Origin of the sequence: Pseudomonas sp. GZD-222 (assembly GCF_049310525.1) — a bacterium.
GTDB lineage: Bacteria > Pseudomonadota > Gammaproteobacteria > Pseudomonadales > Pseudomonadaceae > Aquipseudomonas.
The window spans coordinates 1-23902 of record NZ_JBMOWO010000102.1 but is presented as its reverse complement, the minus strand read 5'-3'; the positions used below and the strand labels follow the sequence as shown (position 1 = coordinate 23902).

Here is a 23902-nt window from a genome sequence, read left to right as displayed (position 1 = left end):
GCCTCCCTGATCGTTTCTGGATAAAGCATGAGAATTTTGATCATTGGCCCCAGCTGGGTGGGCGACATGGTAATGGCGCAAACCCTGTTCCATTGCCTGAAGCAGCAACATCCGGCGTGTGTGATCGACGTGCTGGCCCCCGAGTGGAGCCGGCCGATCCTCGAACGCATGCCTGAAGTTCGCCAGGCCTTGAGCTTTCCGCTCGGCCATGGCGCGCTGGAACTGGCGACCCGGCGACGCATCGGCAAGTCCCTGGCCGGTCAATATGACCAGGCGATCCTGCTGCCCAACTCGCTGAAGTCGGCGCTGGTGCCGTTCTTTGCCGGTATTCCCAAGCGTACCGGCTGGCGCGGCGAGCTGCGCTTCGGCCTGCTCAACGATGTGCGCAAGCTGGACAAGGCGCGTTATCCGCTGATGATCGAGCGCTTTATGGCGCTGGCCTACCCGGCGGGTGCCGAGTTGCCCAAACCCTATCCGCGCCCGAGCCTGCAGATCGAGGCCGCCAGTCGCGATGCCGCTCTGGCCAAGTTCGGCCTGAGCCTGGATCGACCGGTGCTGGCGTTGTGTCCGGGGGCGGAGTTTGGCGAGGCCAAGCGCTGGCCGTCGGAGCATTACGCCAAAGTGGCCGAAGCCAAGATCCGCGAAGGCTGGCAGGTCTGGCTGTTCGGCTCGAAGAACGACCATGCCGTGGGCGAGTCGATTCGCGACCGGTTGATTCCCGGCCTGCGTGAAGAAGCCAGCAATCTCAGTGGTGAAACCTCGCTGGCCGAAGCCATCGATCTGCTGTCGTGCAGCGATGCCGTGGTCTCCAACGATTCCGGGCTGATGCATGTCGCCGCCGCCCTCAACCGGCCGCTGGTGGCGGTCTACGGTTCGACTTCGCCGGGCTTCACCCCACCGCTGGCCGATCAGGTCGAAGTGGTGCGCCTGGGCCTGGAGTGCAGTCCGTGTTTCGACCGCACCTGCCGTTTCGGCCACTACAACTGCTTGCGTCAGCTCGAACCCGAGGCGGTGGTGGCTGCGTTGCAGCGCCTCAACGGTCCGAACCTGATCGATGTCATGGCCGAGGTCGACTAAGTGCGGGTATTGCTGATCAAGACCTCTTCCCTGGGCGATGTGATTCATGCACTGCCGGCCCTGACCGATGCGGCCCGGGCGATTCCCGGCATTCGCTTCGATTGGGTGGTCGAGGAAGGCTTTGCCGAGATTCCCAGCTGGCACCCGGCGGTGGACAAGGTTATCCCGGTGGCGATTCGCCGCTGGCGCAAGAACCTCTGGCAGACCTTCAAGAATGGCGAGTGGCGCCAGTTCAAGCAGCGTTTGCGTGAGACCAAGTATGACCTGGTGATCGATGCCCAGGGCCTGGTCAAGTCCGCGTGGCTGACCCGCTACGTCAAGGCGCCAGTGGCTGGGCTCGACCGTTATTCGGCACGTGAAGGGCTGTCCAGCCGCTTCTACGACCGGCGTTTTTCGGTGCAGCGTGGGCAGCATGCGGTAGAACGGGTGCGCCAACTGTTTGCCCTGGCGTTGGGCTACGACCTGCCCGCCGGCCTCGGTGATTACGGCCTTGACCTCAATCGCCTGCAGTTGCCACCGGCAGCGCCGTTCGTGGTGTTCCTGCATGGCACCACCTGGGCTACCAAGCATTGGCCCGAGGCCTATTGGCGGCAGTTGGCCGAGCGCCTCGGCCAGCAAGGCCTTGAGGTGCGCCTGCCATGGGGCAACCCGGCCGAGCAGGCACGCGCCGAGCGTATCGCCAAGGGCTTGAACAATTGCCAGGTACTGCCCAAATTGAATCTGGCCGGTGTTGCTCGCGTGCTGGCAGCCGCCAAAGCCTGTGTGGCGGTGGATACCGGTCTCGGTCATTTGGCGGCGGCACTGGATGTGCCGACCCTGTCCCTGTTCGGCCCGACCAACCCGGGGCTGACCGGTGCCTACGGCAAGTCGCAGGTCCACCTGGCCAGCGACTTTGCCTGTGCGCCCTGCCTGCAGAAGAAATGTACGTATAAACCGAGCGCTGACGATCAGCGCCGGTTCGATCTCAAACGCGAGTGGCCATTGTGCTTCACTCGCCTGAATCCCGAGCGTGTGGCGAGCCAATTGCGCGCGTTGCTGCTGGCTGAGGATGTTCGTTAATGCAACTGGCTTTTGTGCTGTACAAATATTTCCCCTTCGGCGGCCTGCAGCGCGATTTCATGCGCATTGCCCTGGAATGCCAGCGCCGTGGCCATCAGATCCGCGTCTACACGCTGATCTGGGAAGGCGATGTGCCTGAAGGTTTCGAAGTGCTGGTCGCGCCGGTCAAGGCGCTGTTCAACCATCGGCGCAACGAAAAACTCAGCGCCTGGATGGAGGCAGACCTGGCCAAGCGTCCGGTGGACCGTCTGATCGGCTTCAACAAGATGCCCGGGCTCGACGTCTACTACGCCGCCGACGGCTGCTTTGAAGACAAGGCACAAACCCTGCGTAACTCGCTGTACCGGCGTTGGGGCCGCTACCGGCATTTTGCCGAGTACGAGCGGGCGGTGTTTGCCAAGGATGCCAAGACCGAGATCCTGATGATCTCGGAAGTCCAGCAGCCGTTGTTCATCAAGCATTACGACACACCGCTGGAGCGTTTCCACTTGCTGCCACCGGGGATTTCCCAGGACCGTCGGGCACCGGCCAATGCCGCCGAGATTCGCGCCGAGTTTCGCCGTGAATTCGACCTCAAGGACGACCAACTGCTGATGGTGCAGATCGGCTCCGGGTTCAAGACCAAGGGTGTCGATCGCAGCCTCAAGGCCCTGGCGGCCTTGCCGTCGGCGCTGCGTAAGCGTACGCGGCTGATGGTGATCGGCCAGGATGATCCCAAGGTGTTCCAGCTGCAGAGCGCGACCCTCGGTCTGACCGATCAGGTGCAGTTCCTCAAGGGGCGCAGCGACATCCCGCGTTTCCTGCTCGGCGCAGACCTGTTGATTCACCCGGCCTACAACGAGAACACCGGCACGGTGTTGCTCGAAGCGCTGGTCGCCGGCTTGCCGGTGCTGGTCTCGGCGGTCTGTGGTTATGCCCATTACATTGCCGAAGCCGACAGCGGCCTGGTGCTTGATGAGCCGTTTGAACAGGAGCAGCTCAATCAGTACCTGCAACGCATGCTTGAAGACGACACGGCGCGTGCCAGCTGGGCACGCAACGGATTGGCGTTCGCCGACAGCGCCGACCTCTACAGCATGCCCGAGCATGCCGCCGATGTGATCCTGGCCCCGGAGCGTAAATGAAACTGATATTGGCCGAGCCATTCAAACGCCTGTGGGCCGGGCGCGATGCCTTCGACGCCGTGGAAGGCCTGCAGGGCCAGGTGTACCGCGAGCTGGAAGGCCGCCGTACCCTGCGCACCGAAGTCGAGGGGCGTGGCTACTTCGTCAAGATTCACCGCGGCATCGGCTGGGGCGAGATCTTCAAGAACCTGTTCAGCGCCAAGCTGCCGGTGTTGGGTGCCGGCCAGGAGTGGCAGGCTATCCAGCGTCTGCATGAGGTCGGTGTACCGACCATGACTGCCGTCGCCTATGGCGAGCGTGGCAGCAATCCGGCCGCGCAGCATTCGTTCATCGTCACTGAAGAACTGGCGCCGACCATCAGCCTCGAAGACTACAGCATCGACTGGGTCAAGCAACCGCCTGCGCCGCGCCTCAAGCGCGCGCTGATTGCCGAGGTGGCGCGCATGACCGGGATGATGCACCGCGCCGGGGTTAACCACCGCGACTGCTACATCTGCCACTTCCTGTTGCACACTGATCGTGAAGTGACGGCTGAAGATTTCAAACTCTCGGTGATCGACCTGCACCGCGCACAGACCCGGGCGACCATCTCCCGGCGCTGGCGCAACAAGGACCTGGCCGCGCTGTATTTCTCGGCGCTGGACATCGGCCTGACCCGGCGCGACAAACTGCGCTTCCTGCGTGGTTACTTCCAGCAACCGCTGCGTCAGATCCTTGCTGAAGAAGCCGCGCTGCTGCGCTGGCTGGAAGGCAAGGCGCAGAAGCTCTACGAGCGTAAACAACGATACGGGGATGCGCTCTGATGGCGGGTTGGACACTGGAGCCTGATTATCAGGCGCTGGCGGCGGACTTTGGCAGTATCGATGCAGTCTTTGCCTTGCAGGGCGAACGCCTGACCCACGATCCGCTGAGTGAAGTGATCCGGGTTCAGCGCGATGGGGTCAACTATTACGTCAAACGCTATACCGGTGCCGGCAAAGGCTTGCGCCGTTACCTGGGGCGTCCGCGGATCAAGGCTGAGTGGCAGAACCTCAAACAGTTCGCCAAGTGGGATATTCCCACCGCCAAGGTCATCGCCTGGGGCTTGGAGCGTAATGGCCTGGCTTTTGGCCGCGGGGCGATGATCACCCGCGAGCTGCCACGCACCGAAGACCTCTCGGCACTGGCTGAACGCAAGGACGCACGCCTGGCTGATCGCGGCTGGGTCGACCACGTCAGCCGCCAGTTGGCCCGGCATACCCGGGTCATGCATGATCACCACTTCACCCATAACGATCTGAAGTGGCGCAACCTGCTGGTCGATGACCAGGCCAGTCTATTCTTGATCGACTGCCCGACCGGCGACTTCTGGTGGGGCTTCATGCTGCGCTACCGGATTACCAAGGACCTGGCTTGCCTGGACAAAGTCGCCAAGTATCACTTGTCGACCACCCAGCGTTTGCGCTTTTACTTGCAGTATCGCGGGCGCGAGCGCCTGAATGCGGCGGACAAGCGCCGTATCCGGCATGTCGTGACGTTTTTCGAGGGACGCGAATGACTGATTTCCTCGCCAGTGCCGAGACGGCACTGCTTGAGCGCCATGGTCTGAACGGTTTCGACCAGCTCTGGGCGCTACAGCTTGATGCGGTTGATGAACCCAATACCGGCCGCGGTGGCTGGAGCAGCGTTTATCGCCTGGAGCTGGAGGGTAAGGGCTACTACCTCAAGCGCCAGAGCGACTACCTGACCCGGACCTTGCATCGGCCCTTCGGTGAGCCGACTTTTGCCCGCGAGTTTCGCAATATCAGCCGCTACCAGAAGCTCGGGATCCCGGCGCTGCAGGCCGTCTATTACGGTGAGCGGACGATCGACGGCGAGCGCCGGGCGATCCTGCTGACTCGCGCGCTGGACGAGTGGAGCGATCTGGATGGCCTGCTTGGGCAATGGCCGACGCTGGACATTGGCCAGCGTCAAGGCATCCTGCGTGCCTGCGGCCTGCTGGCGCGTACGCTGCATGCGGCCGGTCAGGTGCATGGCTGTTTCTATCCCAAGCACATCTTCCTGCGTGAGCGCAGCGATGGCTGGCTGGCGCAACTGATCGACCTGGAGAAGACCCGGCCGCTGCTGCTGGGCATGCGTGACCGGCTCAAGGACCTTGAACCGTTGTTGCGCCGTGCGCCGAACTGGAGCGAAGCTGAAGTGCGTCTGCTGCTGGCCAGTTACCTGGACCAGGCCACCGACAGCACCCTGGTCGACAACTGGCTGCAGCGCCTGACGCGCCGCCGCCGTGAGAAAGAGGCTCGCTGATGCGTTTGTCCGAACTCAAGGATGCCGGGCGTCACCCGGATCTGCCCCTGAGCATTAGCCTGGCCGACGCCGCTGGCAGTGCCGAGCTGCAACTGCTCAGCCTGCTACGGGTATTGCCTGGGCAGCGCTATGTGGGTGCCGGTATCTGGCGCGGTAAGCCGGTGCTGGCAAAACTGCTGGTGGGCGGCAGTGCTTCCCGGCATTTTCAGCGTGAACTTGAAGGTGCGCGCCTACTGGCGGCGCAAGGGCTGACGACGCCGTTGTTGCTGGCTGATGGTTTGCGTGAAGGCGAAGGCGGCTGGTTGCTGTTCGAGTTTCTCGAAGGTGCGCAAAGCCTGGCCGACGCCTGGGCTGAAGTCGAAGCTTTGCCGCCACTGGCAGACGAACAGCAGCTGGTGCTTGGTGAAGCGTTGGCAGCAGTAGGGCAGATGCACGCCAAGGGGCTGTGGCAGGAAGACCTGCACCTGGACAACCTGTTGCGCCATGGCGGCCAGCTGTACCTGATCGATGGTGCCGGGATCAAGGCTGAGTCCCTGGGCAAGCCTCTGTCTCGCCCGCAGGTGTTGCAGAATCTTGGCGTCCTCTTCGCGCAACTGCCCAAGCGCCTGGAACCCTTTATCGAAGAACTGCTGGTGCATTACCTGCTGGCTAACGCCGAGCATGCGCTGCCACTGGAAGCCCTGCAGAAGCAGATCGACAAGGTGCGCAGCTGGCGCTTGAAGGATTACCTGGAGAAGGCCGGGCGCGAGTGCACGCTGTTCAGCGTCGAGCGCGGCCTGTCCGGCTTGCGTTCGATTCGCCGCAACGAACTGGCGGCTTTGCTGCCGGTGCTGGAACAGGCCGACACGCTTATCGACCAGGGCCACCTGTACAAGACCGGTGGTGCCGCCAGTGTCGCGCGGGTTGAAGTGGATGGGCGGCCATTGGTGCTCAAACGCTACAACATCAAGAATACCGCGCACTGGTTCAAGCGCTTCTGGCGCCCGAGCCGGGCCTGGCATTCGTGGATCGAAGGGCACCGCCTGGAGTTTCTCGGCATCGCCACGCCGCGGCCACTGGCGGTGCTGGAGCAGCGGGTGATGGGCTTGCGCAGCCGTGCCTACCTGATAACCGAGTACGCGGACGGGCCGGACCTGATCGAATGCTTTGCGCCTTACGTTGAAAGCGGCGAAGTACCGGAAGCACAGCTACAGGCCTTGCAGGCACTGTTGAAGCAGCTGATCCATGAGCGCATCAGCCATGGCGACATGAAGGGGCACAACCTGTTCTGGCAGAACGGTCAGTGGTCACTGATCGATCTCGACGCCATGTGCCAGCATGCCACCCAGCTCAGCTTCGCGCCTGCCTTTGCCCGTGACCGGGCGCGGCTGTTGCGTAACTGGCCGAGTGGCAGTGCACTGCACAAGCGGCTGGATGAGTGTCTGCCGAAGCTGGCTGACTGATCCATCGCGGGGGGAGACCACCTCCCCCCACCTCGCGGGGGGGGGTGGTCCTCGCGGCAGGGTTTCTGCCAAAGTTGGCGGACGGATCCATCGCGGGGCAAGCCCGCTCCCACACACTGTGGGAGCGGGCTTGCCCCGCGATTGCTATCTGGAAGCGGGCCAGAAACCCCGCAGGCTGAACCAGGCTGGTAATCCCAGCCCGACCCACGCCAGCGCATCCCACCAACCATCCCCCAGCAATGCTGCAAACAGACCTGCCGTACCGAATAGTGCGATCACAGCAGGCATACCAAACACCGCCCACAGACTTGATGTCTTGCGTTTCATCCTGCTACCTCCGCCTGCGCGGTCGGCACCGTGGCTGTGGCTCGACGGCGCACCACCCACAGGTACACGCCACTGCCCAGGACGATGATCGTCAGGACGTCCAGCACGGCCCAGAGAATCTGCATTGGCCGTCCACCGTAGTCACCGAAGTGCAGCGGCTGGGATAGTCCCATTGCGTCCATGTACCAGGGCCGTTCGCCAACAGCGGTCACTGCCAGTGTCGTCGCATCGATCAGTACCGGCGTCAGCAAGTGGGCTGTCAGGTGCGTACCGCCCTTCATGAACACAGCGTAATGATGTTCGCTGGAAAAGCGCGTGCCGGGGAAGGCGATAAAATCCGGCACCATCCCTGGCGCAGCCTCGGCAGCGATATCCAGGACCCGGCTAACGGGCGCCAGTTCGGTCAACGGCGGAGCGTCGCGATACGACGCCACCATCGCGCTCAAACTGTCGTTGCGCCATGCCGCGATGACCAGGTCCGACAGGGCACTGATCACCCCGGTCACGCCCACTACCAGGGCCCAGGTCAGGGTGACGATGCCGATCAGGTTGTGCAAGTCGAGCCAGCGCAGTCGCGGCGATTTTTCATGGCGTACCGTGGCGAACTTCAGACGACGCATGAACGGTGCATAGAGCACCGTGCCGGAGATGATCGCGACAACGAACAACACGCCCATGAACGCCAGCAACAGTTTGCCGGGCAGGCCGGCAAACATGTCCACATGCAGGCGCAGCATGGTCATCATGAAGCCACCGTTGGCCGAAGGCATTTCCACCGCCTCACCCGTACGGCCATCGAGCATGAAGGTATGCGACGAGTTCGGCTCGGTGCCCGCAGTAGCCGCCATGATCGCGATCACGCCATTGCTGTCGTCCTCATCCCAGCCGAAGTACTGCATGACATCGCCGGGGCGATGGGCCTGGGCTTTGAGCACCAGTTGCTGCAGGTCCAGTTTCGGCGTGTCGGCCGGCATTTCCTTCAGCTCTGGAGCATCGCCCAGCAGGTGGTCGATCTCGTGATGAAAGATCAGCGGCAAACCGGTCACTGCCAGCATCAGCAGGAACAGGGTGCAGATCAGGCTGGTCCAGGTGTGGATGAAGGACCAGCGGCGTATGGTTTGGCTTTTCATTAACGCCCTTAGAACTTGTAGTTCACGCTGGCAACCACGTTGCGCTCGTCACCGTAGTAGCACCAGTAACCGTCGCAGTTGGCCAGGTAGTCCTTGTCGAACAGGTTCTTGGCTTCGACCGCGACGGTCATGCCTTTAAGGGTGCTGATCTTGCGGCCGAGGTCGTAATGGACCGAGGCGTCGTAGACGGTGTAGGAGCCAACATGGGCCAGATCGGTGTTGGCGGTATTGCCGTAGTTGTCGCCGACATAGCGCACACCACCGCCGATACCGAAGCCGTCGAGCAGGCCGTTGTACCAGGTGTAGTCAGCCCACAGGGTGGCCTGATTGCGCGGGATCAGGGCCATGCGATTGCCTTGCTCGTTGGCCGCGCCCTTGAGGATTTCGGTGTCGGTGTAGCTGTAGGAACCGATCAGTTTGAGGTTGTCGGTCACCTGTGTGGTTGCCTCAAGTTCAAGGCCGCGGACCTGCAGCTCGCCCACCTGACGGGTCAGGTTGCCTTCGGCGACCTTCACATTCTCCTGGCGCAAGTCGTACACCGCAGCGGTGTACAGGTTCTTGCTGCCCACCGGCTGATACTTCACGCCCACTTCATATTGGCGACCCTCGGTCGGTTTGAATGACTCGGTGGCCGAAACCGCAGCACCGGTAGTCGGTTGGAACGACTCGGTGTAAGAAATGTATGGAGTCACACCATTGTCGAAGACATAGCTCAGTCCGATGTTGCCGGTGAAGGCGGTGTCGCGTTCGGTGCTGGTGGCGTCGTTGAGGTTATTGAAGGTGGTGCCGGTGTGCACCCAGTCTTCACGGCCGCCCAGGGTCAGGCGCCAGTTGTCCAGGGCGATCTGGTCCTGAACGTAGACACCGGTCTGGCGAGTCTTCTGGTTGTAGTCATACATGGTGAAGTACTGGACGTTGGAGAAGTCCTGGCCATACGGAGGATTGATCACGTTGCCTGGCGGCACGCTGAAGCTCAGGCCGTAGTCCCACTTGTAGTTGGTGTTGGAGCGTTGATGGTCGAGGCCGATCAACAAGGTGTGGGTCAGGGCACCGGTCTGGAAGTCGGCCTGGAAGTTGTTATCAACGGCGAACTGGCTGATGTCTTCGTTGACGATACCGGTTTCCCGCGGGACCGTACCGTCAGGCTGGATGGTGCCGTTGTTCATGGTCGCTACGTTGATGCCCTGGAACGACAGGTCGCTCTTGGTGTAGCGCAGGTTCTGGCGGAATTGCCAGACATCATTGAGGCGATGCTCGAAGGCGTACCCGAGCGCGTAGTAGGTGCGGTCGTAGAACTCCCAGTCCGGATCGCCGAGGTTCTTGTGGTGGGAGATGTCGCCGGCCGGCGAATCCAGTTTGGTGCCTTGAATCGGCAGGAACTGCCCGGAGATGCCGGTATCGTCGCGGGTGAACTGGGTGATGAAGGTCAGACTGGTGTCTTCATCCATGTTCCAGGTCAGGCTGGGTGCAAGGTTGTAGCGCTTGTCCGGGACATGATCGGTTGGCGAGTCACTGTCGCGTACGACACCGCTGACGCGGTAGAGGAACTGGCCCTCATCATCGATTTTGCCGGTGCTGTCGAAGTTGATCTGGCGGTGGTTGTTGCTGCCAACCTGCGCTTCGACCTGGTGGGCGCTGTCCGCCTGTGGGCGACGGCTGACCATGTCGAGCATACCGCCTGGCGGCGTCTGGCCGTAGATGGACGAGGCCGGGCCACGCAGCACGGCGATGCGCTCAAGGTTCCACGGTTCGACCTTAGGGTTGGCGAACGAGCCTTTTGGCAGTGGCAAGCCATCGAGGAACTGGGTCGGGTCGAAGCCGCGGACCCGCAGCCAGTCGGAGCGGGGGTCGGAGGCGTAGCCGCTGCTCTGTACACCAGCGGTGTAGCGCAGGGCATCGTTGAGGTTGAGGACCTGACGGTCATCCAGTTGCTCGCGGGTGATGACGGTCATCGAGCGCGGGATTTCGACAATCGGGGTGTCGGTTTTAGTGCCCGCTGCGGTACGGGTAGCAGTGAAACCGGTGGCCGGGCCCCAGGCACTTTCATAATCGCCGGTGGCGTTGATGCTGGTTTCCGGCAGTGCCAGGGTACCCTCAGGCGTCGCTACCAGGGTGTAGGTGCCGGCGCTGCTTTGCTGCAGCTGCAGGCCGGTGCCGCGCAATGCCGCTTGCAGGGCGCCGACGCCGCTGTACTGGCCGTTGACCGGTGCCGAGGTGCGGCCGCTGGCCAGGCTCGGGTCCAGGCTCAGGGCAATACCGGCCTGGCTGGCGATCTGGGTCAGTGTGCTCGACAGCGGTGCCGCGGGCAGGTCGTAACTACGCAAGCTGGATTGCTCGGCGGCAACCAGCTGGGTGCTCACCAGCGGGGCGGACAGGGCAATGGCCATGGCCAGCAGGCTGGGACGCAGGAAACTTTCAAAGACACGGGTCATGCAGCGGCTCCTCGACGGATAAGTGCTAACTAGCTTCCTTGCCGAGTGAGTTGAGAAAAGTGTCAGGGGGTAGTGAAAATTATTTTGATTTATATTCCAGATGGAGCTGCTGGCGCAGTTCATCGCGGGGCAAGCCCGCTCCCACAGGTGAACTCGGTGGGAGCGGGCTTGCCCCGCGATCAGGGTCTTAAGGCCGCGCCACCACCGTCACCCACCACGGGGTGTGCTGTTCGATCTGCACCGGCAAGGTCGGCAGCAACGAGGTCAGGGCCAGGTTGGTGTCGTTGAGCGGGAAGCTGCCGGTAATGCGCAGCTCGGCTACCTCTGGCGCAACGCCCAGATGGCCGCTGCGGTAACGGCCCAGTTCGTCGATCAGGTCACCCAGGCGCACGTTGTCGACCACCAGCATGCCGCGGGTCCAGGCGTCGGCACCGAGATTCAGGCCGGCAATCTGGCCGAGCCGGTCATGACTCATCAGCACCTGCTGGCCTTCATGCAGAATCTGCTCGTCGCCACTGTCTTGCGGTCTGGCCGCCACGGCCGACTGCAAGACACTCAGACGCGTGCCCTGATCCTCCACTTTGACCAGGAAGCGCGTGCCCAGCGCACGCATGCGCCCGTCTTCGGTGGCAACGACAAAGGGACGATCGTCCTTGTGTCCGGTTTCGATGGAAATCTCGCCCTCGTGCAGGACAATCAGGCGTTCTTTTTCATCGAAGCGTATGTCTACCGCCGAATGGGTATTGAGGCTGATCAGGGTGCCGTCGGTCAGGCGCAAGGTGCGTTGCTCACCGGTGGCCGTGCGTTGGTCAGCCAGCCAGTAGCCCAGCGACTGATAGGTACTGACCCAGCTCAGCAAGCCAGCCACCAGCACCAGGCTGGCCAGGCCACTGCCTGCTTTGCGTATGCGCTGGCGCAGGCCTGCGCGCGATTGCAGCAAGGCCTGGCGTGCAGGTCCGGCTGCGGCGCTGAAGCGTTGGTCGAGCATGCCCAGCTGCATCCAGGCGCGCGCATGTTCCTCACTGGCAGCGTGCCAGCGAGCGAACTCAGCACGTTCGTCGGCGCTGCCGCTACCTGAATCCAGGCACAGCTGCCAGGCAATCGCCGCATCCAGCACGCGGGCGCTGACCGGTTTGCTGTTCATGTCGGCTCGCCGTACAGGGCGATGTAGCACTGGCGCATACCCTGGGCCAGGTACTGGCGCACACGGGAGACCGAAACGCCCAGGCGTTCGGCAATTTGCGCATGGTTCAGACCGTCGAGACGGTTGTAGAGGAACGCCGCGCGGGCTTTGCTCGACAACTTGCCCAGCAGACGGTCAATGGCCTTGAGGTCTTCGAGAATCAGGTGTTGTTCTTCCGGGGATGGTTGTTCGGCTTCGGGGATCAGCATTAGCTCGGCCAGGTAGGCCTGCTCCAGTGCTGCGCGGCGAAAGTGATCGAACAGCAGCCCCCTGGCGATCGACAGGAGAAAGGCTCGGGGTTCACGCGGTGCGGGCAACTGATCGCGGCCGAGCAGGCGCACGAAGGTGTCCTGGCTCAGGTCTTCGGCTCGCTCGGCGCAGGCGATATTACGCCGTAGCCAGCCGAGTAGCCAACTGCGATGGTCGCGGTAGAGCGTACCGACCAGCTCACTGTGTGGGCTCTGTGCGGACGACAAGTCGTTCCCCGAAAAAGATGTGTTAACTAACGAGAATTATTCGCGATTGTTACAGAATCTTCTTGTGAAACGCAATTGACGCTCATCGGATGATGTTAGAAACCGTGACTCTGTTGCTGTCGGCGCCGCCAACGCTGCAGTTGTCGGTCAAGCTGCGCCGGACTGTCCAGCTGCTGACGGCGGGCCTGACTGAACAGGATCAAGGCCAGTTCGGCGGTGACCATGGCATCGGCACTGGCGTTGTGCCGTTCAATCGCCTCGAGGCCGAAACAGGCTGTCCAGTCGTCAAGCCCCGCTTCGCGCAGGGTGATCTGCGGATTCAGCAGCGGTGCAAGCTCGGCGACATCGATGAACGGGTGCTGCAGGCGATAGCCCAGGTGGTCTTTCAAGGCGCGTGCGAGCATGCGTTGATCGAACGGCGCGTGGAAGGCCAGCACCGGGCTGTCGCCGATAAAGTCCATCAGGTCGAGCAATGCCTCAGCCGGATCGCAGCCCGCAGCGATGGCGCTGGGCCCCAGGCCATGAATCAGCACACTGGACGTCAGTTTGTGGTCGCGCTGGTACAGGGTGCGCTCGAACTGCTGGCTGAAGTCGATGGCACCGTCTTCGATAACCACCGCACCTATCGACAATACCTGATCGCGTTGGGTGTTCAGGCCGCTGGTTTCCAGGTCCAGCACCACCCAGCGTTGCTTGCGCAGTGGCTCCTCATTGAGCGCGGCTGCCGGTGTCAGCTGAGCGGCCCGCAGGCGTATCTGCTCGTCGATTTGTCGAGGTCGCAGCCAGGTGAACAGACTCACAACTGATACCTCAGGGCCAGGCTGCTCTGCAGGCGTTGGGCCTGACGCAGGGACTCGCGCAGGATGCGCCTGTCCAGGTGATTGAGGCTGTCCGGATCGACGCGGTTGGAGTACGGCAGGTTCTGCCGGCTCTGCAGTTGGTGTTGCTGCATCCGGGTTTGCTGGATGAAGTGGTAGGCCTCTTCATAGGCGGCGCCATCGAGCGGGTCGATCACTTCGCGGGTTACCAGCTCACGCAGGCGTTCCAAGGTGTTGTTGGCACTGATGCCGTTGGCCAGGGCCAGCAGGCGGGCGCCGTCGACGAAGGGAGTCAGGCCCTGAACCTTGAGGTCCAGGGTGGCGGCCTTGTCACTGCCCTGGCGGGTCAGTACGAATTCACGGAATCGGCCTACCGGCGGCCGCTGGCGCAAGGCGTTGTCGGCCATCATGCGCTGAAACAGGCGGTTATCGGCGACCTGCTCAAGAATGCTCTGGCGCAATTGTTCGCAGGCCGTCTCGTCGCCCCAGACCACCCGCAGGTCAAAATAGATGCTTGAGGCCAGCAGGTTCTCCGGTGTGGCTTCGCGAATAAAAGCAGCGAAGCGCCGCGCCCATTCGGCACGGGACAGACACAGCTCGGGATTACCGGCCATGATGTTGCCCTTGCACAGGGTAAAGCCGCATTGCGCCAGGCCCTGGTTGATGTGCTGGGCCAGCGGCAGCAGGCGGCCACGGAGCTCGGCAGCGTGGGCGGCATCGCGGGCTTCGAAAAGGATGCCGTTGTCCTGGTCGGTGTGCAGGGTCTGTTCGCGCCGGCCTTCACTGCCAAAGCACAGCCAACTGAACGGCACGCCCGGATCGCCTTTGTCCTGGATCGCCAGCTCGATCACCCGGCACACGGTGTGGTCGTTGAGCAGGGTGATGATCTGGGTGATCTGTGTTGAAGAGGCACCATGGGCCAGCATGCGTTCGACCAGTTGGCCGATCTCGCCGCGCAGCGACACCAGGCCTTCGATCCGCGTGGCATGGCGGATGGTGCGCGCCAGGTGCACCAGGTCGACACGTTGCAGGGAGAACAGGTCGCGTTCGGAGACCACGCCGCACAGGCGCTGGTCTTCGACCAGGCAAACATGCGCGATGTGCCGTTCGGTCATGGCAATGGCCGCGTCGAACGCACTGGCCTGGGGGCTCAGGTAGAAAGGCTCGAGGGTCATGTGGCCAGCAATCGGCTGGGCAAAATCGGCGCCGGCGTCGGCCACCACCTCGCGCAGGTCGCGCAGGGTGAAGATGCCGACAGGGAAGCGTTGCTCGTCGACGATGACAATACTGCCGACCTGCTGCTCGTGCATCAGGGCCACGGCCTCGCGCAGGGGGGTGTGCCGTTCGCAGACCACCGGGTGACGCATGGCCAGTTCACCCAGGCGGGTGTTGAGCGAGTACTGGGTGCCGAGGGTTTCCACCGCACGGCGTTGGACCTGTTGGTTGACCTGGTCGAGCAGGCTGCTGACGCCGCGCAGGGCGAAGTCGCGAAATACCTCGGAGAGGGCGAACAGACGAATGAACGCGGCCTTGTTCAGTTGCAGGCAGAAGGTGTCTTCGCCGGCCACGTGTTCGGTGCGGGTGGCGCGTTCGCCGAGCAACGCGGCCAGGGGAAAGCACTCGCCCGTGGTGATCTCGAATGTGGTCTCGGTTCCAGGACGGGAAACGTGCTGGCGTTCACCGACCACCCGGCCTTGCTTGACGATATAGAAGTGCTCGACGGGCCCGTCGGCGGGCTTGATGATGCTGTCTTTGGCCGCATAAAAACGCAGCTGGCACTGTTCGACGAGAAACGCCAGGTGGGCGTTCTCCATCTGGTTGAACGGAGGAAAGCGTTGCAGGAACTGCAGGGTGCCCTGGATGTTCTGCATGACTGCAGTTTTTCCGGCCTGGGTGAAGGCGTCCATTTTGCTCATGAGCATTACCGCGTATTTGTGTCGAGCTGTGCACATCGACCTTGTTGTTTTCGACCTCCATGGTCGGCCGCAGGGGCCCCAGTGCCCATTGGACGTAAGTCTAAACAGGGCGACGGCGAGGGTGAGAAACACGACGGGTGTCAATTTGCCGACGAAGACGGGTTGCAAGGCGATCGAAACCCGTCTGAACTTGATTCAAAGGATATTTTCCGGGTCATTGATGATGAGACAGCCATGCCCGACCAAGAAGACATACTGAGTGATGCCGAACGTGAAGCACTGGCAACGGTTACGGCGCCGCGGGCTGCGCCACAGAAAGTATTGATCGTCGATGACAATCCGGTGGCGCGAGAGGCGCTGGCCAGTTACCTGAAAATCAAGGGTATCAAGTGCGTGACGGCGGAAAATGCCGAACGGGCCCTGGCATGCCTGAAGGGAGAGCGGGGGATTGGTCTGCTGATTACTGACCTGCGAATGGGGCCGTTTGATGGTCTGGAGCTGATCCGGCAGATTCGCGAATCGGACAAAGCCGAGTTGCCGATCATCATCGTGTCCGGTGATGCCGACGTCCCTGACGCCATTGCGGCGATGCATTTGAGCGTCGTCGACTTTCTGCTCAAGCCGATTGATCTGGACAAGCTGATGGAGCGGGTGCGAAAGGAGTTGGAAGTCATTTGAAGAAGATCGCGGTTCAACCCCGCTCCCACAGCGTGTGGGAGCGGGCTTGACCCGCGATGAAGGCGACGCGATTACAGACCGTTCTTGGCCTTGAACTCACGACGACGACGATGCAGCACTGGCTCGGTGTAGCCGTTCGGCTGCTTGGTACCTTCTACCACCAGTTCGACCGCCGCCTGGAAGGCGATGTTGTTGTCGAAGTCCGGTGCCAGTGGGCGGTACAGCGGGTCGTTGGCGTTCTGCTTGTCGACCACCGGCGCCATGCGCTTGAGGCTTTCCAGCACCTGGGCCTCGCTGACGATGCCGTGACGCAGCCAGTTGGCCAGCAGCTGGGCGGAAATCCGCAGGGTGGCGCGGTCTTCCATCAGGCCGACATCATTGATGTCCGGCACTTTCGAGCAACCCACGCCCTGATCGATCCAGCGCACAACGTAGCCGAGGATACCCTGGGCGTTGTTGTCCAGCTCATTGCGTTTTTCTTCGTCCGACCAGTTGGTGTCTGGTGCCAGCGGGATGGTCAGAATGTCATCGACCGATGCCGGGGCGCGCTTGGCCAGTTCTGCCTGACGGGCGAACACGTCGACCTTGTGGTAGTGCAGTGCATGCAGTGCAGCGGCGGTCGGCGAAGGTACCCAGGCGGTGTTGGCACCGGCCAGCGGGTGAGCGATTTTCTGCTCGAGCATGTCGGCCATCAGGTCCGGCATGGCCCACATGCCTTTACCGATCTGGGCACGGCCTTGCAGACCGGTGGCCAGGCCGATATCGACGTTGGAGTTCTCGTAGGCGCCGATCCACTTCTGGGTTTTCATGGCGCCCTTGCGCACGACTGCGCCGGCTTCCATGGAGGTGTGAATCTCGTCACCGGTACGGTCGAGGAAGCCGGTGTTGATGAACACCACGCGCTCCTTGGCTGCTTCGATACAGGCCTTGAGGTTGACCGTGGTGCGGCGCTCCTCGTCCATGATGCCGACTTTCAGCGTATTACGCTTCATGCCCAGCACGTCTTCGATGCGGCCAAACAGCTCGTTGGTGAACGCCGCTTCTTCCGGGCCGTGCATCTTCGGTTTAACGATGTACACGGAGCCGGTGCGGCTGTTCTTGCGGCTGGTGTTGCCGTTGAGGTTGTGGATCGCGGCAAGGTTGGTGACCAGGCCGTCGAGGATGCCCTCTGGCACTTCGTTACCGTCCTTGTCGAGGATGGCGTCGATGGTCATCAGGTGGCCGACGTTACGCACGAACAGCAGGGAGCGACCGTGCAGGGTCACCGAGCCACCGTTTGGGGCGGCGTATTCACGATCCGGGTTCATGGTCCGGGTGAAGGTCTGGCCGCCTTTGCTGACGCTTTCCGAGAGGTCACCCTTCATCAGGCCGAGCCAGTTGCGGTAGATCACCACTTTGTCATCCGCGTCGACAGCGGCAACCGAGTCTTCGCAGTCCATGATGGTGGTCAGGGCGGCTTCCATCAGCACGTCCTTGATCCCCGCAGGGTCGGTCTGGCCGACCGGGGTGCTGGCATCGACCTGGATTTCGAAATGCAGGCCGTTGTGCTTGAGCAGAATGGCAGTCGGCGCCGCAGCGTCGCCGTGGTAGCCGATCAGTTGGGCGTCATCGCGCAGACCGCTGTTGCTGCCACCTTTGAGGGCAACGACGAGCTTGCCGCCTTCAATGCGGTAGGCCGTTGAGTCGACATGCGAGCCGGCAGTCAGCGGCGCGGACTCGTCGAGGAAGGCGCGGGCGAAGGCAATCACCTTGTCGCCGCGTACCTTGTTGTAGCCTTTGCCTTTTTCCGCGCCACCGGCTTCGCTGATGGCGTCGGTGCCGTACAGGGCATCGTACAGCGAGCCCCAGCGGGCGTTGGAAGCGTTCAGGGCAAAGCGCGCATTCATCACTGGTACAACCAGTTGCGGGCCGGCCATGCGGGCAATTTCGTCATCGACGTTCTGGGTCGAGGCTTGGAAGTCTGCTGCTTCTGGCAGCAGGTAACCGATGTCCTGGAGGAAGGCTTTGTAAGCCACGGCATCGTGAGCCTGGCCTTTGCGCGCTTGGTGCCAGGCATCGATCTGTGCCTGCAGTGCGTCACGTTTGGCCAGCAGTGCTTTGTTCTTTGGAGCGAGGTCGTTGATGATCTTTTCTGCCCCCACCCAGAACTGCTCGGCGTTGACGCCGGTTCCGGGAATGGCTTCGTTGTTCACGAAGTCGAACAGGACTTTGGCGACCTGAAGGCCACCGACTTGAACGTGTTCAGTCATTGCTTGCCTCACTCTGCTCAGCTATTGCTCTTCTATTTAGGCCTTGCGCGCTTCTCTAAACACGGCACCAGAACATGCCCGACGGGCGGCTGGGTGCTGCCTGCCAGACGGGCTGGCGAGCGGTTCGCGTATTTTCACAGGCGCCATGGCAGACATCGATTCGACGTTTTGTAGTCCACGCTGCGGCATACTACATGATGCGCTGCGGTTGTGAAAATCAGACTAAATACGTCGTTCTGCGACCATTTGATCGCAGAAGGTCACGCTGGGAGACAGTATGTTCTCAAAAAAGTGGCAGATTGTTCCAGATAAATCTTGAAACAGTACACGATTGGTCATCAAAGGCTGCTGCGGCAGGTTGCCGCGCCTTGCCTATACTTTCTCCGCGCCCCTTGATTTCAGGGGCTGAACCTTTAAAAGCAGAGGGTTACCGCGTGGATCATCTCGTACTCACAGTAATCGCTCCCGACAAAGCCGGTCAGGTCGAACGTATTGCTGAATGCATTGCCGAGCATAACGGTAACTGGTTGGAGAGCCGCATGTCGCGCATGGCCGGGCAGTTTGCCGGGATCCTCAAAGTGGCAGTGCCGGCCGAGTCCTACGAAGAGCTGGTCCGGGCCCTGGAGGCCTTGGGCAAACATGATATTCGCGTGCTGATTGCCAAGAGCGGCATCGAACCGTCCTGCACCTGGAAGCCGATCGCCATGGAACTGGTGGGCAATGATCGTCCGGGTATCGTGCGTGACATTACGCGCTTGCTGGCCGATCAGGGCGTCAACGTCGAGCGCCTGACCACCGAGGTGCGCCCGGCACCCATGAGCAGCGAGCCGCTGTTTCACGCCGATGCGTTGCTGGCGATGCCTTTGACACTTTCTCTCGATGTGCTTCAGGCCAAGCTTGAAGAACTGGCGGATGACTTGATGGTGGAGCTAAAGCTGCGCCCGGAGGATTGATTCAGGCCTGTAGGAGCGGATTTATCCGCGATGGACTGCGTAGCAGGCCCGGTTTGGCGCCACACTTGCGGACTTCGCGGATAAATCCGCTCCTACAGGGAATAGAGCAGTATTGGGGTTATCCCGGATTCACGGGGATGGCCCTGTGGATAACCTGGGGGGATCGTTCGCCAGCCCAGTCATAGCGGGCGTTTGCGCCAATTGAGCAAAAAACCATCAATAATCAGTGGCTTGTGCACAAAGCACGGGGATGAGGGTGTGGATAACCTTGGGAGAGGTTGCTGCAGGCCACGATCTACGTGACCTGCAGAGATTTGTACGTTTTTTGATCAGCTGCGCCGGCGCAGGCTCAGCCAGGCATCGACGCTATACAGCGCCAGACCTGCCCAGATAAACATGAAGGCAACCAGAGTGCTGCTCGACAAGTGCTCGCCAAACAGCAGCACGGCTTGCAGCAACACCAGCGTCGGCGCCAGGTACTGCAGGAAGCCCAGGGTGGTGTAGGGCAGGTGGCGGGCGGCGGCGTTGAAGCACACCAGCGGGATCAGCGTGACCGGCCCAGCAGCTACCAGCCACAACGCTTCGCTGGTGCTGTAGAAGCTCGCTTGGGCGCTATGGGCCATGGGATTTAGCAGCAGCCAGCCGATTGCCAGCGGTACCAGCATCCAGGTTTCCACCACCAGTCCCGGCAAGGCCGCGACAGGGGCCTTTTTGCGGATCAGGCCGTAGAAGCCAAAGCTCAGTGCCAGCACCAGCGAAACCCAGGGCAGGCTGCCGACTTGCCAGACCTGTTGGGCCACACCGAGGGCGGCCAGGCCGACCGCTACCCACTGCAGGCGTCGCAGTCGCTCACCGAGCAGCATCATGCCGAGCAGTACGTTGACCAGCGGGTTGATGTAGTAGCCCAGGCTGGCTTCAAGCATGCGGCCGTTGTTCACCGACCAGACGTAAGTCAGCCAGTTGCCGGCAATCAGCGAGCCGCTGAGCGCCAGGATTGCCAGGCGTTTGGGATTGTCGCGCAGTTCGCGCCACCAGCCCGGATGCTTCCAGACCAGCAACAGCAGCGAGCCGAACAGCGCTGACCAGAGCACACGGTGGACAATGATTTCTACTGCTGGAACGCTTTGCAGCGCTTTGAAGTAGAGCGGGAACAAGCCCCAGATGATGTAGGCGGTCAAGCCCAGGATGTACCCGCGGCGCGGGTTGGCGGCGTGCATGCAAATTCCTTGCTTAGGCAGCTATCTAAAAGCTCCGCTATTGTAGACAGACTTGGGCGCGCTTCAGAACAATTTCAGCGGTTCTTCATCCAGTGCCGCCATCTGCTCGCGCAGGGCAAGAATCTGATCGCCCCAGTAACGCTCCTGGCCAAACCAGGGGAAGCTGCGCGGAAACGCCGGATCATCCCAGCGCCGTGCCAGCCAGGCGCTGTAGTGCAACAGGCGCAGCGCGCGCAGGGGTTCAATCAGGGCAAGCTCGCGTGGGTCGAAATCGTGGAACTCGTTGTAGCCGTCCATCAGTTCAGCCAGTTGGCCCAGACGTTCATGACGGTCGCCGGCAAGCATCATCCACAGGTCCTGGACAGCGGGGCCCATGCGGCAGTCGTCGAGGTCGACGATATGGAAGACTTCGTCGCGGCACATCATGTTGCCGGGGTGGCAGTCACCGTGCAGGCGGATGGTCTTGTGCGGGGTGCTGGCATAAATGGCTTCGACCCGCTTGAGCAGGTCGCGGGCCACTGACTCGAAAGCCGGTAGCAGGCTTTTGGGGACGAAGTTGCCTTCGAGCAGGGTAGCCAGCGAGGCATGCCCGAAGTTATCCACCGCCAGCGCTTCACGGTGCTCGAATGGGCGGGTGGCGCCGACCGCATGCAGACGGCCGAGCAATTGGCCAAGGCGATAGAGCTGGTCCAGGTTGCCAGGCTCCGGGGCGCGGCCGCCGCGACGTGGGAACAGTGTGAAGCGAAAGCCGCTGTGTTCGAACAGGGTTTCACCCTTGTGGATAAGTGGTGCTACCACGGGCACTTCACAATCGGCCAGTTCGGCGGTGAAGCTGTGTTCTTCAAGAATCGCCGCGTCGGTCCAGCGGTCGGGGCGATAGAACTTGGCGATCAGCGGTTCAGCATCTTCGATACCTACCTGATAGACGCGGTTCTCGTAGCTGTTGAGCGCCAGAACGCGGGCATCGCTGAGAAAGCCTATGCTCTCCACTGCGTCGAGGACCAGGTCGGGGGTGAGGGTTTCGAAGGGGTGCGACATGTCTGCTCCTGCGTGCGATTCCCTGCATGGTATCGCACATTGCCGCCCCCACGATAAAAGCCGGTCTCCACGCATGGTTGCTTTCGCCAAAAAACAAAAAGCCCCGCATTAGCGGGGCTCTTTGTTAAGGGTTGCTTAGCCTTTGTAGGCAGCAACCGATTTGGTGATCGCAGCGCGGGCGGCGTCAGCGCCGTCCCAGCCTTCGATCTTGACCCACTTGCCCTTCTCCAGATCCTTGTAGTTGGCGAAGAAGTGCTCGATCTGCTGGATCAGCAGCGCTGGCAGGTCGGTGTATTCTTTGACGTCGACGTACAGCTGCGACAGCTTGTCGTGCGGTACGGCGATGACTTTGGCGTCGCCGCCGCCGTCGTCGGTCATGTTCAGGATGCCGACCGGACGGGCACGGATAACCGAGCCTGGAGCTACCGGGTACGGGGTAACAACCAGCACGTCCAGCGGATCACCGTCGTCGGCCAGGGTGTTAGGGATGTAACCGTAGTTGGCCGGGTAGAACATCGGGGTGGCCATGAAACGGTCAACGAACAGGCAATCGCTGTCCTTGTCGATCTCGTACTTGATCGGGGCGTGGTTGGCTGGAATCTCGATGGCGACGTAGATGTCGTTCGGCAGGTCTTTGCCAGCCGGAATCTTGCTGTAGCTCATTGGGCAGTGCCCCCATGTTTGGCCAAAAATTGGTCGCGATTATAGGCACATTCCGCCCTGCTTGCCACGTCCGCCCTGATGTCCGGCAGTGTCAGTCCTGCGACTGCCGGTAATGCGGGTGGCTGCGCTGCAAAAGCTGCAGGCGGGCCAGTGGGTCCTGGCGGTAAAAACTGTGTAACTGCTGGTACACCGCGGGGTAGGCGTCGTTGAGCAGGTCGGGGGCGCTGAAGAAGTATTCGCTGGTTACGGCGAAAAACTCTGCCGGGTTTTCCGCCGCATAGGGATCGATGGCGGTCTCGGCGTCCGGGTTGCGGTCAAGCTGGCGGTTGAGGTCGTCGTAGGCCTCTTGCATGGCCGTGGCCCATTCGCTGACGCGCATGTCGTTGTGCAGCGGCGGCAGGCCATTGGCGTCGCCGTTGAGCATGTCGAGCTTGTGCGCCAATTCGTGGATGACCAGGTTGTAGCCCTCCCAGCCGCCGCTGGCCAGAACGCCAGGCCAGGCCAGGATCACCGGGCCCTGTTGCCAGGCTTCGCCACTGTGCTCGCCATTCCATTCATGTTCCACGCCGCTGGCGTCACGGTGGCGCTGGGGGCTGAGGAAGTCGTCGGGATACAGCACGATCTCGTGGAAGCCCTGATACCAGTTCAGCTCGCCCAGGTGCAGCAACGGCAGCTGGGCCTGGGCGGCGAGGAACAGACGTTGCTCGCCGTCCAGTTCGACGCCGGGCAGGGCGCTGAGGTGTTTGTCGTGCAGGAACAGCACGCAGGCTTCACGCAGCCTGCGGTCTTCGTCGTCGCTCAGCCCGTCGAGTATCGGCAGACGCCCGCGAACCCGCTGCCAGCGCTGCGGGTCGACGGGGTGACGGGCCAGGGTGCGGCGACGGCGCCAGGCGCTCAGTGACCACATGGCCTGGGCTTAGTTGACCTTGGCGGGGCGGTGCATACGGCTGCGCACTACACCAATGATCATCGGCACCAGCGACAGCAGGATGATCGCGACGATCATCAGCGACAGGTTCTGCTTGATGAAGGGTACGTTGCCGAAGAAGTAGCCGAGGGTCACCAGGCCGCCGACCCACAGCACAGTGCCGGCGACGCTGAAGCCGAGGAAGCGGGGGTAATGCATTTTGGCGATACCGGCGACGAAAGGTGCAAAGGTGCGCAGGATCGGCAGGAAGCGCGCCAAGGTCACGGTTTTACCGCCATGGCGCTCGTAGAAGTTGTGGGTCTGCTCGAGGTAGTCGCGACGGAAGATCTTCGAATTGGGGTTGCGGAACAGCCGTTCCCCAGCCGTTCGACCTATCACGTAGTTGGTGCTGTCGCCGAGAATGGCTGCGGCCATCAGCAGGCCACCGAGCAGTACCGGGTCCATGCCGCCGCCAGCGGCTACGGCGCCGGCGATGAACAGCAGGGAATCACCGGGCAGGAACGGCATGACCACCAGACCGGTCTCGCAGAAGATCACCAGGAACAGGATCGCGTAGATCCATGGGCCGTAGTTGTTGACCAGCAAATCGAGGTAGGTATCGAGATGCAGAATAAGGTCCAGCGGGTTGAAATCCATGTACAGCACCTGTGTTCTTTTGAACCCGATCGTGGGGCATGCGATGACTGGCAATGCGAATGCGATCAGCCGCTACCCGCGTGGTGGGTAAAGTTTCACACATTTTGGGGGGCGCATTATACGGCGGCGGCAGGATTGTGCCTGGGCAGTTTGTAGCGGCGGATTTCCAGAGAAGTGAAGGCTGATGCTCTTATCTCGGTGGGAGCGGGCTTGCCCCGCGATTGCGGGGTGTCAGTCACATTGCATCGCGGGGCAAGCCCGCTCCCACCG

At 61.8% G+C, this 23902-nt stretch carries 22 protein-coding genes; 9 read left to right on the top strand and 13 right to left on the bottom strand.

What is annotated here, in order from left to right:
• Window positions 1-27: 27 nt before the first annotated feature.
• Genes waaF through ACO6VD_RS19085 form a run of 7 tightly spaced genes read left to right on the top strand, consistent with a single transcriptional unit; the run spans window position 28 to window position 6988 of the window.
• Window positions 28-1077: a lipopolysaccharide heptosyltransferase II gene (gene waaF / locus ACO6VD_RS19115; RefSeq protein ID WP_422421302.1), complete on the top strand. Its 1050-nt coding sequence runs from the start codon at window positions 28-30 to the stop codon at window positions 1075-1077.
• Window positions 1078-2136, top strand: a complete 1059-nt coding sequence (waaC, locus tag ACO6VD_RS19110; protein ID WP_422421301.1) for a lipopolysaccharide heptosyltransferase I — start codon at window positions 1078-1080, stop codon at window positions 2134-2136.
• On the top strand, window positions 2136-3260 hold the full coding sequence (locus ACO6VD_RS19105) for a glycosyltransferase family 4 protein (protein WP_400172031.1): 1125 nt from the start codon (window positions 2136-2138) through the stop codon (window positions 3258-3260). Before waaC ends, ACO6VD_RS19105 begins: the two co-directional genes overlap by 1 nt.
• The gene (gene rfaP, locus ACO6VD_RS19100; protein WP_422421299.1) at window positions 3257-4063 is read left to right on the top strand and encodes a lipopolysaccharide core heptose(I) kinase RfaP; all 807 of its coding nucleotides are present in this window, start codon (window positions 3257-3259) and stop codon (window positions 4061-4063) included. Before ACO6VD_RS19105 ends, rfaP begins: the two co-directional genes overlap by 4 nt.
• Complete coding sequence (locus ACO6VD_RS19095; RefSeq protein WP_422421297.1) at window positions 4063-4797, top strand: lipopolysaccharide kinase InaA family protein; 735 nt, start codon at window positions 4063-4065, stop codon at window positions 4795-4797. Before rfaP ends, ACO6VD_RS19095 begins: the two co-directional genes overlap by 1 nt.
• A complete protein-coding gene (locus ACO6VD_RS19090; RefSeq protein ID WP_422421296.1) occupies window positions 4794-5546 on the top strand; it encodes a lipopolysaccharide kinase InaA family protein in 753 nt (250 codons plus the stop codon). Before ACO6VD_RS19095 ends, ACO6VD_RS19090 begins: the two co-directional genes overlap by 4 nt.
• Window positions 5546-6988 (top strand): lipopolysaccharide kinase InaA family protein, encoded by a 1443-nt coding sequence (locus ACO6VD_RS19085; protein WP_422421294.1) that lies wholly within the window; start codon window positions 5546-5548, stop codon window positions 6986-6988. Before ACO6VD_RS19090 ends, ACO6VD_RS19085 begins: the two co-directional genes overlap by 1 nt.
• Window positions 6989-7132: 144 nt before the next feature.
• Here the strand turns inward: ACO6VD_RS19085 and ACO6VD_RS19080 are convergent, their stop codons facing one another.
• From ACO6VD_RS19080 to ACO6VD_RS19050, 7 genes are all read right to left on the bottom strand, one after another.
• Complete coding sequence (locus tag ACO6VD_RS19080; protein WP_422421292.1) at window positions 7133-7315, bottom strand: hypothetical protein; 183 nt, start codon at window positions 7313-7315, stop codon at window positions 7133-7135.
• Window positions 7312-8445 carry a PepSY-associated TM helix domain-containing protein gene (locus tag ACO6VD_RS19075; protein ID WP_422421291.1) on the bottom strand — a complete coding sequence of 378 codons (1134 nt, stop codon included), beginning with the start codon at window positions 8443-8445 and terminating at the stop codon, window positions 7312-7314. Before ACO6VD_RS19075 ends, ACO6VD_RS19080 begins: the two co-directional genes overlap by 4 nt.
• 8 nt (window positions 8446-8453) lie before the next feature.
• Window positions 8454-10877, bottom strand: coding sequence for a TonB-dependent siderophore receptor (locus ACO6VD_RS19070; protein WP_422421289.1), 2424 nt, complete (start codon window positions 10875-10877; stop codon window positions 8454-8456).
• Between the two features lie 187 nt (window positions 10878-11064).
• Window positions 11065-12021, bottom strand: coding sequence for a FecR domain-containing protein (locus ACO6VD_RS19065; protein ID WP_422421287.1), 957 nt, complete (start codon window positions 12019-12021; stop codon window positions 11065-11067).
• Window positions 12018-12536: an RNA polymerase sigma factor gene (locus ACO6VD_RS19060; RefSeq protein ID WP_400174054.1), complete on the bottom strand. Its 519-nt coding sequence runs from the start codon at window positions 12534-12536 to the stop codon at window positions 12018-12020. Before ACO6VD_RS19060 ends, ACO6VD_RS19065 begins: the two co-directional genes overlap by 4 nt.
• A 95-nt stretch (window positions 12537-12631) precedes the next feature.
• The gene (locus tag ACO6VD_RS19055; RefSeq protein ID WP_422421314.1) at window positions 12632-13291 is read right to left on the bottom strand and encodes a PolC-type DNA polymerase III; all 660 of its coding nucleotides are present in this window, start codon (window positions 13289-13291) and stop codon (window positions 12632-12634) included.
• Window positions 13292-13332: 41 nt separating this feature from the next.
• A complete protein-coding gene (locus ACO6VD_RS19050) occupies window positions 13333-15270 on the bottom strand; it encodes a DUF294 nucleotidyltransferase-like domain-containing protein (protein WP_422421285.1) in 1938 nt (645 codons plus the stop codon).
• Window positions 15271-15504: 234 nt separating this feature from the next.
• On the opposite strand from ACO6VD_RS19050, the gene ACO6VD_RS19045 reads away from it, so the two are divergent.
• Complete coding sequence (locus ACO6VD_RS19045; RefSeq protein ID WP_422421283.1) at window positions 15505-15948, top strand: response regulator; 444 nt, start codon at window positions 15505-15507, stop codon at window positions 15946-15948.
• A 71-nt stretch (window positions 15949-16019) separates the two neighbouring features.
• On the opposite strand, the gene ACO6VD_RS19040 is transcribed toward ACO6VD_RS19045, so the two are convergent.
• Window positions 16020-18197, bottom strand: coding sequence for a malate synthase G (locus ACO6VD_RS19040; protein ID WP_422421281.1), 2178 nt, complete (start codon window positions 18195-18197; stop codon window positions 16020-16022).
• 434 nt (window positions 18198-18631) lie between these two features.
• On the opposite strand from ACO6VD_RS19040, the gene ACO6VD_RS19035 reads away from it, so the two are divergent.
• The gene (locus tag ACO6VD_RS19035) at window positions 18632-19150 is read left to right on the top strand and encodes a glycine cleavage system protein R (protein WP_400174059.1); all 519 of its coding nucleotides are present in this window, start codon (window positions 18632-18634) and stop codon (window positions 19148-19150) included.
• A gap of 329 nt (window positions 19151-19479) precedes the next feature.
• On the opposite strand, the gene rarD is transcribed toward ACO6VD_RS19035, so the two are convergent.
• The 5 genes from rarD to ACO6VD_RS19010 all read right to left on the bottom strand — a co-directional run bounded on the left by rarD (window position 19480) and on the right by ACO6VD_RS19010 (window position 23632).
• Entirely contained in the window at window positions 19480-20367 is an 888-nt protein-coding gene (gene rarD, locus ACO6VD_RS19030; protein WP_422421279.1) for an EamA family transporter RarD, read from the bottom strand.
• 63 nt (window positions 20368-20430) lie between these two features.
• Entirely contained in the window at window positions 20431-21405 is a 975-nt protein-coding gene (locus ACO6VD_RS19025; RefSeq protein WP_400174061.1) for a serine/threonine protein kinase, read from the bottom strand.
• Between the two features lie 135 nt (window positions 21406-21540).
• On the bottom strand, window positions 21541-22068 hold the full coding sequence (gene ppa, locus ACO6VD_RS19020; RefSeq protein WP_007933577.1) for an inorganic diphosphatase: 528 nt from the start codon (window positions 22066-22068) through the stop codon (window positions 21541-21543).
• Between the two features lie 91 nt (window positions 22069-22159).
• Complete coding sequence (locus ACO6VD_RS19015) at window positions 22160-22975, bottom strand: zinc-dependent peptidase (RefSeq protein WP_422421276.1); 816 nt, start codon at window positions 22973-22975, stop codon at window positions 22160-22162.
• Between the two features lie 9 nt (window positions 22976-22984).
• The gene (locus tag ACO6VD_RS19010) at window positions 22985-23632 is read right to left on the bottom strand and encodes a DedA family protein (RefSeq protein ID WP_422421274.1); all 648 of its coding nucleotides are present in this window, start codon (window positions 23630-23632) and stop codon (window positions 22985-22987) included.
• Window positions 23633-23902: the final 270 nt, after the last annotated feature.

Excerpts from the sequence above, each read along its gene's own strand:
- ACO6VD_RS19080 (WP_422421292.1), bottom strand. The coding sequence starts at position 7,315 with ATGAAACGCAAGACATCAAGTCTGTGGGCGGTGTTTGGTATGCCTGCT.
- ACO6VD_RS19090 (WP_422421296.1), top strand. The coding sequence starts at position 4,794 with ATGACTGATTTCCTCGCCAGTGCCGAGACGGCACTGCTTGAGCGCCAT.
- ACO6VD_RS19040 (WP_422421281.1), bottom strand. The coding sequence starts at position 18,197 with ATGACTGAACACGTTCAAGTCGGTGGCCTTCAGGTCGCCAAAGTCCTG.
- ACO6VD_RS19050 (WP_422421285.1), bottom strand. The coding sequence starts at position 15,270 with ATGAGCAAAATGGACGCCTTCACCCAGGCCGGAAAAACTGCAGTCATG.
- ACO6VD_RS19025 (WP_400174061.1), bottom strand. The coding sequence starts at position 21,405 with ATGTCGCACCCCTTCGAAACCCTCACCCCCGACCTGGTCCTCGACGCA.
- ACO6VD_RS19015 (WP_422421276.1), bottom strand. The coding sequence starts at position 22,975 with ATGTGGTCACTGAGCGCCTGGCGCCGTCGCCGCACCCTGGCCCGTCAC.
- rfaP (WP_422421299.1), top strand. The coding sequence starts at position 3,257 with ATGAAACTGATATTGGCCGAGCCATTCAAACGCCTGTGGGCCGGGCGC.
- ACO6VD_RS19010 (WP_422421274.1), bottom strand. The coding sequence starts at position 23,632 with ATGGATTTCAACCCGCTGGACCTTATTCTGCATCTCGATACCTACCTC.
- ACO6VD_RS19095 (WP_422421297.1), top strand. The coding sequence starts at position 4,063 with ATGGCGGGTTGGACACTGGAGCCTGATTATCAGGCGCTGGCGGCGGAC.
- waaF (WP_422421302.1), top strand. The coding sequence starts at position 28 with ATGAGAATTTTGATCATTGGCCCCAGCTGGGTGGGCGACATGGTAATG.
- ACO6VD_RS19075 (WP_422421291.1), bottom strand. The coding sequence starts at position 8,445 with ATGAAAAGCCAAACCATACGCCGCTGGTCCTTCATCCACACCTGGACC.
- ACO6VD_RS19105 (WP_400172031.1), top strand. The coding sequence starts at position 2,136 with ATGCAACTGGCTTTTGTGCTGTACAAATATTTCCCCTTCGGCGGCCTG.
- rarD (WP_422421279.1), bottom strand. The coding sequence starts at position 20,367 with ATGCACGCCGCCAACCCGCGCCGCGGGTACATCCTGGGCTTGACCGCC.
- ACO6VD_RS19070 (WP_422421289.1), bottom strand. The coding sequence starts at position 10,877 with ATGACCCGTGTCTTTGAAAGTTTCCTGCGTCCCAGCCTGCTGGCCATG.
- ACO6VD_RS19045 (WP_422421283.1), top strand. The coding sequence starts at position 15,505 with ATGCCCGACCAAGAAGACATACTGAGTGATGCCGAACGTGAAGCACTG.
- ACO6VD_RS19085 (WP_422421294.1), top strand. The coding sequence starts at position 5,546 with ATGCGTTTGTCCGAACTCAAGGATGCCGGGCGTCACCCGGATCTGCCC.
- ACO6VD_RS19065 (WP_422421287.1), bottom strand. The coding sequence starts at position 12,021 with ATGAACAGCAAACCGGTCAGCGCCCGCGTGCTGGATGCGGCGATTGCC.
- ppa (WP_007933577.1), bottom strand. The coding sequence starts at position 22,068 with ATGAGCTACAGCAAGATTCCGGCTGGCAAAGACCTGCCGAACGACATC.